At 71.0% G+C, this 11,651-nt stretch carries 11 protein-coding genes and 2 pseudogenes; 5 read left to right on the forward strand and 8 right to left on the reverse strand.

Features of this window, described 5'->3' with window-relative positions; translation table 11 throughout:
* Nucleotides 1-372 (forward strand): annotated as a pseudogene (locus AIIKEEIJ_RS07015) (TetR/AcrR family transcriptional regulator); the annotation flags it as partial.
* Nucleotides 373-479: 107 nt separating this feature from the next.
* Here AIIKEEIJ_RS07015 and AIIKEEIJ_RS07020 read toward each other — a convergent pair.
* A complete protein-coding gene (locus AIIKEEIJ_RS07020; RefSeq protein WP_029546762.1) occupies nt 480-854 on the reverse strand; it encodes a helix-turn-helix domain-containing protein in 375 nt (124 codons plus the stop codon).
* 86 nt (nt 855-940) lie between these two features.
* A complete protein-coding gene (locus AIIKEEIJ_RS07025) occupies nt 941-1,768 on the reverse strand; it encodes an alpha/beta fold hydrolase (protein ID WP_161995286.1) in 828 nt (275 codons plus the stop codon).
* A 684-nt stretch (nt 1,769-2,452) separates the two neighbouring features.
* On the opposite strand from AIIKEEIJ_RS07025, the gene AIIKEEIJ_RS07030 reads away from it, so the two are divergent.
* Nucleotides 2,453-3,340, forward strand: a complete 888-nt coding sequence (locus AIIKEEIJ_RS07030) for a fused MFS/spermidine synthase (protein WP_161995287.1) — start codon at nt 2,453-2,455, stop codon at nt 3,338-3,340.
* A gap of 4 nt (nt 3,341-3,344) precedes the next feature.
* Here AIIKEEIJ_RS07030 and AIIKEEIJ_RS07035 read toward each other — a convergent pair whose 3' ends face one another.
* Entirely contained in the window at nt 3,345-4,373 is a 1,029-nt protein-coding gene (locus tag AIIKEEIJ_RS07035) for a PHP domain-containing protein (RefSeq protein WP_161995288.1), read from the reverse strand.
* Nucleotides 4,374-4,412: 39 nt separating this feature from the next.
* Here AIIKEEIJ_RS07035 and AIIKEEIJ_RS07040 point away from each other — a divergent pair, with 39 nt between their 5' ends.
* Nucleotides 4,413-5,075 carry a SanA/YdcF family protein gene (locus AIIKEEIJ_RS07040; protein ID WP_170914002.1) on the forward strand — a complete coding sequence of 221 codons (663 nt, stop codon included), beginning with the start codon at nt 4,413-4,415 and terminating at the stop codon, nt 5,073-5,075.
* A 9-nt stretch (nt 5,076-5,084) separates the two neighbouring features.
* Nucleotides 5,085-5,756 (forward strand): SDR family oxidoreductase, encoded by a 672-nt coding sequence (locus tag AIIKEEIJ_RS07045; protein ID WP_065923261.1) that lies wholly within the window; start codon nt 5,085-5,087, stop codon nt 5,754-5,756.
* A 7-nt stretch (nt 5,757-5,763) separates the two neighbouring features.
* On the opposite strand, the gene AIIKEEIJ_RS07050 is transcribed toward AIIKEEIJ_RS07045, so the two are convergent.
* The 5 genes from AIIKEEIJ_RS07050 to AIIKEEIJ_RS07070 form a co-directional block, all read right to left on the reverse strand.
* Nucleotides 5,764-6,783 carry a DUF6777 domain-containing protein gene (locus AIIKEEIJ_RS07050; RefSeq protein ID WP_161995289.1) on the reverse strand — a complete coding sequence of 340 codons (1,020 nt, stop codon included), beginning with the start codon at nt 6,781-6,783 and terminating at the stop codon, nt 5,764-5,766.
* A gap of 51 nt (nt 6,784-6,834) precedes the next feature.
* Nucleotides 6,835-8,121: a CNNM domain-containing protein gene (locus AIIKEEIJ_RS07055; protein WP_161995290.1), complete on the reverse strand. Its 1,287-nt coding sequence runs from the start codon at nt 8,119-8,121 to the stop codon at nt 6,835-6,837.
* Nucleotides 8,122-8,266: 145 nt separating this feature from the next.
* Complete coding sequence (locus tag AIIKEEIJ_RS07060) at nt 8,267-8,650, reverse strand: nuclear transport factor 2 family protein (RefSeq protein ID WP_006934380.1); 384 nt, start codon at nt 8,648-8,650, stop codon at nt 8,267-8,269.
* 126 nt (nt 8,651-8,776) lie between these two features.
* Complete coding sequence (locus tag AIIKEEIJ_RS07065) at nt 8,777-9,790, reverse strand: hemolysin family protein (protein WP_029546770.1); 1,014 nt, start codon at nt 9,788-9,790, stop codon at nt 8,777-8,779.
* Nucleotides 9,783-11,153 (reverse strand): hemolysin family protein, encoded by a 1,371-nt coding sequence (locus AIIKEEIJ_RS07070; RefSeq protein ID WP_072633783.1) that lies wholly within the window; start codon nt 11,151-11,153, stop codon nt 9,783-9,785. Before AIIKEEIJ_RS07070 ends, AIIKEEIJ_RS07065 begins: the two co-directional genes overlap by 8 nt.
* A gap of 378 nt (nt 11,154-11,531) precedes the next feature.
* On the opposite strand from AIIKEEIJ_RS07070, the pseudogene AIIKEEIJ_RS07080 reads away from it, so the two are divergent.
* Nucleotides 11,532-11,651: pseudogene (locus tag AIIKEEIJ_RS07080) on the forward strand (DUF520 family protein); the annotation flags it as partial.

Below are 11,651 nucleotides of genomic sequence, written 5' to 3' on the forward strand. Positions count from 1 at the left end.
TTCCGTCTGACCGGACGCCTCCATCGCAGGAATCCCGAGCTGAGCAAGGTTCTGCTCAGCAACGGTCTGAGTCTGATCGGCTCGGACAAGGGCCTGGCGCCGAGAGCTCGCCGGGACATCGAGGCAGCTGCCCGTTCGGGCCGGTTCAGCGTGCGCGATCCCGAACTGGCCATGACAGTCGCAGCAGGGGCCGCGCTATGCCTGGGTCAACTGCTGCACGACCACCCCGAACGTGACGACGCGGAGGCCACCGACCAGGTCACCGAGGACCTGTTGCGCATGTTCGGCGTCTCGGCCGACGAAGCCCACGAAATCTGCCGACGCCCCCTACCCGACGCCGACTATCAGCCCCCAGCCGCAACCGCCACATAGCTCGTCTGCTTCGTCAGGATCGTCGGCAGGCGCGGCTTCCCACCCGCCGTGATCTGGAACCTCGAATCCTTGGTGCGGATCGACTGCCGAGCATCACGCGGCGAGGACTAACTGCGGCGGCGCGGGCGAGGAACCGGACCCGCCATCACCATGGCGTCGTAGATCTCCATCAGGGCGCGTCGCTGTCGAGGCGCGAGGGCCGGGTCGGCCTCGAGGGCGGCTTCGATTCGTGCACGTGCGTCGTCGCCGTCGCGGTCGCCTGCGGGAAAGCCGGCCTGCTCGTAGAGAATGTCGGCGCTGATGTTCAGCGAGCGTGCGATGGCATCGATGACGGTTGCCGAGGGGGCGCGCAGTCCGCGCTCGATCTGCGAGAGGTACGGATTCGAGATCCCGGCCATCTCGGCGAACTGCCGCAGGGTGAACTTGTTGAATTCTCGCTGCCGTCGGATGATTTCCCCGAGCTGTGCCGACGGTCTCCTCATACTCGCGAGTTTACTGACACGCTCGGGGCTGAACACACGCTCGAAGCCCGTGGAACAGGTGCGCAGTATCGCAGGGCACGGGCGGCTCAGTCCTCATCGAGGAAGTCCCCGATGAGCTGCGCCGCCCGGGCGGTCTCCTGGAGCACGCACAGGTGGCTGCCCCCGTCGATGATCTCCAGGCGGCCGTGAGGGACGGCCTTGGCGATGATCCGGCCGTTGACGGTCGGCACGAGCCGGTCGTCGCTCCCCGCGATCACGAGCACGGGCATCGGCAGGTGGCGCAGCCACGGTCGACTGGTCCACTCGAAGGCCGCGCGGAGCTGGACGACATGGCCCCGCAACGACGGCCGGCAGTCCCGGCGGATCTCGAGGTGCTCGTCGAGGAGCGCGGGATCGTCGACGATCCCCTCGGCGTAGATCAGCGGGGCGACCTTGCGGAAATACGCCGGGGAGTAGAAGCTCACCGGGTTGAAGACGGCGGTCAGCGCCCTCGGCGGGCTGGGCATGCCGCCCAGGCCGCAGTTCGTCGAGGCCAGCGCGAGCCTCTCGACGCGTCCGGGACTCCGGCGCGCCAGCTCCTGCGCCACCATCCCGCCGAACGACAGGCCGAGCACGCCGGCCGAGTCGATCCCGAGGTGCTCGAGGAGATCATCTATGACGCCCGCGTGCTCGCGGACGCCGAAGCGGCCGCGGGGGACCGAGGAATGCCCGGACCCCGGCGGGTCGACCGTGATGGTTCGAAACCGCCCGAGCCGGGCCTCGAGTGGACGCCAGAACTCCAGGGGGAGGCCGATACCGTTGATCATCAGCAGGGCCGGCCCGTCGCCCCGGACTCGGTAGCGGACACGCAGCCCCGCCGTCTTCATGAACTGGGGTTCTTCCAGCGTCGAAGCGCTCGGCGTCTTCTTCTGCATGGGATGACCGCCTCTCGGTTGACCCCGCGCCTGGAGTGCAACGCGACTGTGAGACAGATTACCCCTCGGGGTGCTTGCTTGCAAGCTAATCATCAGCTAGATAGCTACCAGGCCCGCCGGGCGGGAGCGGTCGGCGGGCCGCAGCCCGGCCGCGTAGAGGCATTGTCGGACAACATATCCGACATTCCGTGCGCTCACGTAGGCCCTCACGCGCGACACCGGCGATGCACCATGAACCCGATGACACAGAGCGGGACACGCCGTGGGCGGCGGGAGGGGGCGTTCCCTTTCGCCGATCACCCGGATCGGGTCCTCACGCGACGGTCGAGGCGGTCCTCCCACCCCGTCCGGCGGCAGCGGTCGCCGCCTCCATACAGCTGTAAACCACCGTCGCACAACAAATCCCGTTCTTGAACGCAGACAACGACCGCGCCCATGTGCTGCCGCCGATGCGGCGCGAGTTGTCCACCGACCGCCGACGCCACAACTCGTCGTCGTAGATCTCCTCGTAATCGGTCTCGTCCCAGTACTTCTCGCGCCGATACAGCAACCCGAAGAAACAGTCGGTAGTCCTTCGCGTAGGCGCGCTCGGTTCCCTCGGCCAGGAACCCTCGGAGCGCGCCGACCGAGCGCGCCCGGGGACCGGATCCCGACGGCCCTCGCGGCCCGGCTACCCTCGATGTCATGGGCAGGCAGCGGGAGCGTCGGGCCGCGCCGGGGTCCGGTCGCGGTCCGGCCGAGGGCATCTACGACATCGACACCGGCACCTGCGAGCTCGTCAAGGACCGGTACCTGCCGGACGGCTGGGTGCTCGAGGTCAACGGGGTGCCCAGCTCCCACATCGATCTCGCCGATCCCACGCTGCTCGAATTCGAGTACATGCGGTGGATCGCGCAACTGCTCGAATCACAGCGGCCCCGGGACGAGCGGCTGCGCGTGCTGCACCTCGGCGGAGGGGCCTGTTCCATGGCCCGCTACCTCGCCGCCACCTATCCGAACGCGCGGCAGGTGGTGGTCGAGATCGACGGCCGGCTCGCCGAACTCGTCCGGGACTGGTTCGACCTGCCCCGTGCCCCGCTGCTGCGGATCCGGGTGGGGGAGGCGCGGGCGGTCCTCGCCTCGCTGACCGACGCGACCCGCGACGTGATCGTCCGCGACGTCTTCGCGATCAACCGGACGCCCGTCGCGCTGACCACGGTCGAGTTCACCCGGCACGCCCGCCGGGTGCTCGATGCGGGCGGCGTCTACGTCGTCAACTGTGGTGACACCCGGGATCTGACCACCGCCCGGCGGGAGGCGGCCACCATCGGCAGCATCTTCGAGCACACCGCGATCATCGCGGATCCGGCGATGCTCAAGGGCCGCCGCTACGGCAACATCGTCATCGCCGGCAGCGACGCACCGCTCGGGCAGTCCCCGGCCCTGGCCAGGGACCTGCTCGGCGGGGGAGTGCCCGCCCAGGTCTGGACCGACGCACAGGTCCGCCGGTTCGCCGCCGACGCCCGCGTCCTCCTCGACGCCGAGTGCCGACCGCCGGCCACGGTCCCGGCCAACGAGGTGGCCACCGGCTGACCCGTCAACCCGTCCGGCCGGCGGTCCAGGCGAGCAGGTCATCGACCGGCCACGTGTTGATCACGTCCCCGGCCTCGACCCCGCGTTCGGCGGCCCGTTCGCAGCCGTACCCGATCCAGTCCAGCTGTCCGGGCGCGTGCGCGTCGGTGTCGATCGCGAAGCGGCAACCGAGATTCAGTGCGAGGTCGATCAGCCGCTCGGGCGGGTCCTGCCGCTCGGGGCGCGCGTTGATCTCCACCGCGGTGCTGTGGTCGCGGCACGCCGAGAACACCGCCTCGGCGTCGAACCGCGACTCCGGGCGGGTGCCGCGCCCACCCTGCACCAGCCGGCCCGTGCAGTGCCCGAGCACGTCGACGTGCGGGTTCTGCACCGCCTTCAGCATCCGCTTCGTCATGACCGCCCGGTCGGCCCGCAGATTCGAGTGCACGCTCGCCACCACGACGTCGAGTTCGGCGAGCAGACCCTCGTCCTGGTCGAGGGTGCCGTCGTCGAGGATGTCCACCTCGATCCCGGTGAGAATGCGAAAGGGGCGGCCGCTGTCCGCGAGGACGCGGTTGAGGTCGGCGACGACCCCCAACTGGGTGCGCAACCGCTCGGCCGTGAGCCCGTTGGCCACCTTCAGCCGGGGGGAATGGTCGGTGAGCGCGCAGTATCGGCGCCCGAGTGCCGCGGCGGTCCGCATCATCTCGGCGATCGGGCTGCCACCGTCCGACCAGTCCGAATGCACGTGGAGATCGCCCTGCAGGGCCTCCAGCAGTTCCGCACCGCCGCGGCCGATCGGCTCGGCCTCCGCGCGCAGTTGCTGCAGGTACGCGGGCACCCCGTCGAAGGCTTCCCGGATCACGGTGGCGGTCTTCGGGCCGACGCCGGCGAGGGCGGTCCAGCTGTCCGTACGGCGCCGTGCGGCGCGCTGCTCGGGGCTCAACCGGGCGACGACGTCGGCGGCGTGGCGGTAGGCCTTCACGCGGTAGCTCTCGGCCCGTTCGCGTTCGAGCCAGAACGCGACCTCCCGCAGGGCGTCCACCGGGTCCATGCGTCCATTCTCGCCACGGCGGTCCGTAGCGTGGGGCACATGCGCACAAATGCGAGGTGGCGGCGGACGGTGACCGGAACCGCGATCGGGGTGGCCGGAGGGACGCTGGCGCTGGCCGGGGTCTCGGCCCGGGTCGCGGCGCCCGCGGCGGGGCGGCTGTACACCCTCGCCGACGCGCCGACGGCGCCGGTGGTGATCGTGCCGGGTGCCCGGGTCCGGAACGGATGGCCCATGCCGATGCTGCGCGGGCGCCTCGACGTCGCCGTCGCTCTGCTCGCGGACGGCCGCGCCCGCAGCGTGCTCGTCTCGGGCGACGCGGGGGGCCGGTCCGGGGACGAGATCGCGGCGATGACCGGCTATCTGGTGGCGCACGGCGTGGGACGGGAAGTGATCGCCACCGACCCCTACGGGCTCGACACATACGACACCTGCCATCGCGCCGCACAGGTCTACGGCGTGACGACGGCCCTGATCGCCACCCAGGACTTCCATCTTCCGCGGGCCGTCGCGCTGGGGCGGCGCGCAGGGATCGACATGGCCGGCGTGGTGGCCGGGTGCGACTGCCGGCTGCGCACCCGGGTGCGCAACGTGCTGCGCGAGTATCTGCTGTCGCGGCCGAAAGCGCTTGTGGAGATGCACTTTCCGCGGCCGCCGCGCGTGGGGTCGGCCACGGACGGCACGTCGACCGGGATCCTCGCCTAGGGTCGTCGCATGCGACCTTCAGCCCTGATCACCGGTGGCGGCCGCGGCGTCGGCGCCGCCATCGCCCGGGAACTCGCCCCCAGCCACGACCTGCTGCTCGGGGGCCGGCGCGCGGAGTCGCTCCGGGCGATCTGCGAGGAGATCCCGGAGGCGGTGCCGTGGCCGGTCGACCTGCTCGACCACGAGGCGGTGGCCACGGCCTGCTCGGGCATCGACCGGTTGGACGTGCTGGTACACAACGCGGGCCTCGCCGAGCTCGGGACGATCGCCGACGGCGGAATCGCGCAGTGGCGGGAGATGTTCGAGTCGAACGTGGTGGCGGTGGTGGAGCTGACGCGTCTGCTCCTGCCGGCGCTGCGGGCCGCGAACGGCCATGTCGTGCTGCTCAACTCGGGGGCCGGGCTGAACGCGAAGGCCGGCTGGGGTGCGTACGCCGCCAGCAAGTTCGCGTTGCGCGCGTTCTCCGACGTCCTGCGGCAGGAGGAGCCGGCGCTGCGAGTGACATCGGTGCATCCTGGCCGGATCGACACCGACATGCAGCGTGCGATCGTCGCGAGCGAGGGCCGGATCTACGAACCGGAACGTTTCCTGAAGGCGTCGACCGTGGCGCGCGCAGTGCGCCAGGCGGTCCAGACACCGGCCGACGCGCACCCGACGGAGATCGTGCTGCGGCCCCGCTGAGCCGTCGTCAGAACGGCAGCGGAATCACGACCGGCGCCCCGTTCGGCAGCTGGATGCGGATCTGCGGTGGTGGCGGCGGGGCAGGCGCCGGGGCAGGCGCCGGAGCCGGTGCCGGTGCCGGGGGAAGCGGCTCCGGCGCAGGCGGCGGGGGAGGCGGCGGTGGCGGCGGCGGGGGAGGCGGCGGTGGCTCCGGGGGTGGCGCCGGGGCCCGCGGCGCGGGCGCCGCAATGTCCACGTCCGGCACCAACGCGGGAGACGTTTCCGGTGCGGGCGGCGGTACCGGGTCGATCGCCCCGGGTGCCGGTTGCTTGGGGCCGGCACCGATGGGCACCGCCAGCAGATTGCCGGTGGTGACGTCGACGACGGTCAATTCACCGACGGGCGCCGCACCCGGCTGCACCACGAACAGCCGTTCCTCGTCGAGGCCCGACCAGCCCTCGCCTTCGAGATCCTGACCCGAGGACAGGACGGGGGAGAGCAGCGGGCTCCCCGGTGCACACCGCACGCGGGGGACGCCGCGGTCGTCGACGAGAACGACGGTTCCGGCCTCGAGGACGGACTGCACGGGCACCGCGCGCCCGCCGCGATACTCGTGATCGGTGACCCGGGTGTCCGCACGCAGCAGCACCGGCGTCAGTGTGCGCAGGTATCCCCGGGCGTCGGCGACGTCGAATACGTCGAGCCAGGCCTCCTGCTTGGCCGGGTCCTGCTCGAGCGTGCCGGCGAGCCGCTCGCGGTCGCACAGCTCGCGCTCCAGGCTGCCGCCGTAGAGCCCGGTCCGGTCTCCGGACACCGTCACCGGGCCGTCGTCGGGAACGGGAAGCTCGGCCTGCGGTGCCGGTGGAACGGCGACCGGTACCTGGTCGGGCAGGAGCAGGACGCTCCACGGATGCTCACCGCGCGACGTCGCGAGGTCCAGGCGTACCGGCTCGGTTCGCGACGGACCGTCCGTGGAGCATCCCCCCACGGCGAGCGCAGTCAGCGCGAGTACCATCCCGAATCCGCGCGCAGCGGTGCCGGCGGCCACCCGCCCATGGTAGGCGGAACCCCTCCGCATCTCGGGTGGTTTCGGTCGGCTTCAGCCCTCGCGCGCCAGCCGGAGGCGGGCGATCCGACGGCCGTCCAACTCGCTCACGGTGAGGCGATGGCCGTCGACGGTGATGCTGTCGCCGAGTCGTGGAAGGCGCTGGAGGCGGTGCAGCATGCACCCCGCGACGGTCTCGTAGGGGCCTTCGGGCAGCCCGATCCCGGTGGCGCGTTCGAAGTCCTCGACGATCAGCAGACCGTCCACCTGCTGTGTTTCGGGCTGCGCCGGAGCGGGCGTGACCGAGGCCTGCTCGGTCGGTTCGAACTCGTCGCCGATCTCGCCGACGATCTCCTCGACAATGTCCTCGAGCGTCGCGATCCCGGCGGTGCCGCCGTACTCGTCGACGACGAGGGCGATCTGGTCGTTGTTCCGGCGCATCAGCGACAGTGTCGCGAGTGCCGGTTTGGAGCCGGGCAACGAGAGGATGGGCCGGCACACGTCGGCGACGGTCGAGGCGTTCGCCGGATCGGCGAGCAGCAGGTCGCGCAGGTGCACGAAGCCCACGACGTCGTCGAGCGACGATCCGACGACGGGGTACCGGCTGTGCGTACCCGCCAGCGCCTGTTCGCGCGCCGCCGGGATCGGGGTGCCGGCGGGCAGGAAGTCGACCTCGGTGCGCGGACGCATCACCTCGAGCAGCGATCGCTGTCCAGCGTCGAACACCTCCGCGAGCACCGTGCGCTCGTCCTCCGGCACTGCCGAATGGCCGAGCAGCAGTTCGCGCAGCTCCTCGTGGGTGATCTCCTCGCTCCGGCGCGCCGGGTCGGCTCCGAGCAGCCGGACGAGTCCGTCGGTGGAGACCGACAGCAGCCGGATCACCGGTCGCATCAGGGTGGCGAACCGGTCCAGGGCCGGTGCGGTCAGCAGCGACACCCCGGTGGCCCGCTGCAGGGCGATGCGCTTGGGGACGAGTTCGCCGAGCACCAGGGAGAGGTAGGCGATCACCAGTGTGGTGCCGATGAGGGCGGCGGCGCTCGCCGCCGCGGCGGGCAGCCCCCACGACTCGAGGGCCGGGGCGAGGTTCGGTGCGATGGACGAGGCGCCGTAGGCAGCGGAGAAGAACCCGGCCACCGTGACGCCGATCTGCACCGCGGACAGGAAACGGTTGGGATCCTTCGCCAGCGCGGCCGTCCGGCGGCCGCGCCGGCCGCGTTCCTCGAGTGCACGAATCTGACTCTCGCGCAGCGACACCAGGGCCAGCTCGGTGCCGGCGAAGACGCCGCCGATCAGGACGAACACCAGGACCAGCAGGATGTCGACGAGCGCCGACCCGGTCATGGCGGCCACCCGGGACCGTCGGCCATGTCGTGTCTCCTCACCGGGAAGACGCGGGATACGGCTCCCAGTCTAGGAACGCGGCGGCGGTTCGGATACCGATCGCACGGCCTCCGGAGGGGGATGTTCCACGTGAAACAGTTCGGGTTCAGGAGGCGGGGAGGGTCTGCATGTCCTCCTGGCTCCAGTAGGCCTTCATGCTCGTGATCCGCGCGTCGTCGTCGAAGGTCATGACGTCGATGACCTCCATGACGAGATCCTGCTCGCCGAGGTGGGTGGTGAGCCGGAACAGGAAGGCCGCGTTGCCGGCGGCGATCTTCAGGGTGAGCAACTCGCCGGTCTGGGTGAGCGGCTCGATCATCGAGTAGAACTCACGCAGGGACGCCTCGGTGGTGCGAACGTCCGTGCCGATCGGGTCCTCGACCGTGGCACCGGGGGCGTAGAGGGCGAGCACCTCGTCGGTGGTCCCTTTCGCGACCGACCGGATGTAGGACTCGACGGTGGCGCGGATCGCGACGGGAGTCGGGGCCATGCGAAAACCTCCGTTGCTAGAACGTGTTCTAGCAACGGAGGTTAGCAGCGCGCGCCGGGACTGGGAATGTCCGGCGTTGCCGCCGCTGCGCCTCGGCCCGCGCACCGGGACCCCCACGCCGGGGGATCAGGCCCCCGCGTCGGCCGTCGGGAGCAGGCGTTCGAGGACGTCAGCGAGGGTGATCAGCCCGACCACCCGGCCGTTGTCGGTGACGGTGGCCAGGTGGTTGCGGGTCTCGCGCATGGTGCGCAGCGCCTCGTACACCGGCACCGCCGTCTCGAGGGTCAGCGCCGGGCGCATCAACTCGGCGGCGGTCACCCCGTCGGCGGCGTGCAGGCTGTCCCGCACGTGCACCACCCCGTCGACGTGCCCGTTGCCCCGCACGAGCAACCGCAGGTGCCCGGTGCGCCGGGCGGTGTCCCGGATCTGCGCGGCGTCCGCGTCAGGGGTGACACTGCTCGGGCGGGCGTTGGGGCGGACGATGTCGCCGACGGTGAGGGCCTCGAGTTCGAGCGCGCTGGTCAGGTGCCCGTGGTAGCGCTCGTCGAGGGTGCCCACGGTGGCCGAGTGCTCGACCAGGTGCCGCAACGCATCCGGGTCCTGTCCGGCGCCGACCTGGTCGACCGGGACGACACCGACCCGCCGCAGGCACCAGTTGGCCAGGTGGTTGAGCTGCACGATCACCGGCCGGGTCAACCACATGAACGCGCGCATCGGGAGCGCGAGCATGGTCGCCGACTTCTCCGGGTGCGCGATCGCCCAGGACTTCGGGGCCATCTCCCCGACCACCAGATGCAGGAACGTCACGATGATCAGCGCCAGGACGAAGCCGGCGACGTCGGCCAGCCAGAGCGGAGCGCCCCAGTCCTCGAACACGGGAGTGAGCCAGTGGTGCACGGCGGGCTTGGTCACCGCACCGAGGGCCAGGGTGCACACGGTGATGCCGAGCTGGGACCCGGCGAGCAGGACCGACAGCTCCGAGGCGCTGCGCAGCGCCGCGCGGGCGGCACGGCTGTGCGGGGCGGCGTCCTCGAGGCGGTGCCGGCGGGCGGCGATGAGCGCGAACTCGACCGCGACGAAGAATGCGCTCGCCGCGATCAGCCCGACCGTCACGGCGAGCACGATCCAGGGATTACTCATCGCCGGTCACCTCGCCGTCGGTGCGCACGGTCACCAGCACCGAGGACGGCACGCGCCGGTCGATCTCGCGGACCTCGGCGATCAGCGTCCGCGCCGGGGGTGCGCTCTCGTGCACCAGGTCGGCCGGGTCGGGCTCCAGCGGGATCGCGACGGTGTCGCCGACGGCGGGCAGGCCGCCGAACTCGGCGATGACCAGGCCGGCGAGGGTTTCGTAGTCGCCCTCGGGCAGCTCCTGGTCGAGGGTGCGGGCGACCTCGTCGAGGTGCACGTCGCCGCGGATGACCCAGCCCTCACCCTGGCGGGTGATCACCTGCGTCTCGACGGCGGTGTCGTGTTCGTCGGCGATCTCCCCGACGAGTTCCTCGGCCATGTCCTCGACGGTGACGACGCCGGCGAAGCCGCCGTACTCGTCGACCACCAACGCCATCTCCTCCTGCCCCTCGGTCAACCGGGCCAGCACATCGGGCAGCGGCAGCGTCGTGGGCACGATCACCGCGGGCCGGCACACCGTCCCGGCCGTCCCGGTCGTCGCGTCCAGGGCGAGCAGATCGTGCAGATGCACCACACCGCGCAGGTCGTCGGCGGAGAAGCCGACGACCGGGTACCGGGTGTGGCCCTCGCTCATCCTCGCCAGCACCCGCGTCACGGGTTCCCCCGCGCGGACGTAGTCCACGCGGGCACGCGGAATCATGGCGTGCTCGGCGGTGCGGGTCGGGAAGTCGAGGATCCGGTCGAGCAGGGTCGACAACTCCGTGGGCAGATCGCCGGCGTCGCGCGATTCGGCCACGATGTGCTCGAGGTCGCGGACGGTGGCCGAGTGCTCCACGTCGTGCACCGGTTCGATCCGCAGCGCGCGCAGCAGCAGGTTCGACGAGGCGTCGAACAACCGGATCAACCAGCCGAACAGCTTCAGGTAGAGCGTGGTGGACAGCGCCAGCCATCGAGCGACCGGCTCGGGCCGGGCGATCGCGAGGTTCTTCGGGAACAGCTCCCCGAAGACCATCTGCACCACGGTGGAGAACAACACCGCCAGCACCGTGCCGACCGCCACCCCGACCGCGGTCGGGATGCCGACACCACCGAGGAGCTCCCCGAGGCCGCTGCCGATGAGCGGTTCGGCGACATAGCCGACGAGCAGGCCGGTCACGGTGATGCCGAGCTGAGCGCCGGAGAGCATGAACGAGGTGCGGCGGGTGACCGACAGGGCGCGGGCCGCGGCGGCGTCGCCGGCTTCGGCACGCGCCTTGAGCCGGGACCGGTCCACCGCCATGTAGGCGAATTCCTGGGCCACGAAATAGCCGGTCAGGGCCGTGATGGCCAGGACCACGAGGATGCCGAGTGCGATACCGAGGACGGTCAGCACGGTCGGCTCCGATGGGCGGTGACGGACGGGGCGTCACTCGGGGGCGGGGAGGGTCTTCGAGGTTTGCGCTTGGCGCGTCTCATGGCTCTCTCTGCAATAGACGACGACTTCCTGTCACAGAATACGACGAATCGGGCCGCCGACGAGTTCCCTCGTGCGGTGCCGACCCGGTCACAGGGGTCCGGCACCGCACGACGACGCGACACCCGGGCGACGACGGCGCGAATACCGCGCCGGAGCCGTCGGCAGTGCTTGGCTGTTCTGGCAGACGGCCACATCGTGAGGAGCCTCGATGAGCGACACCACCGCTTTCCCCCTGCCCGGGCACGCCGGCACCCTGTCCGCCCGGTGCTGGGTCCACGACGACCCGCGGTACGTCGTATCCAGGGCGAGGAGCTGCGCGTGAGCAGCAAGAAGCGCGACGACCTGCAGGCCGTGATCGCACTGCTCAAGAACGCCGACCTCGACATCGCGCTGCAGTTCGTCAACTACCGGTAG

Origin of the sequence: Rhodococcus sp. YH1 (assembly GCF_009939605.1) — a bacterium.
Classification (GTDB): Bacteria; Actinomycetota; Actinomycetes; order Mycobacteriales; family Mycobacteriaceae; genus Rhodococcus; species Rhodococcus aetherivorans.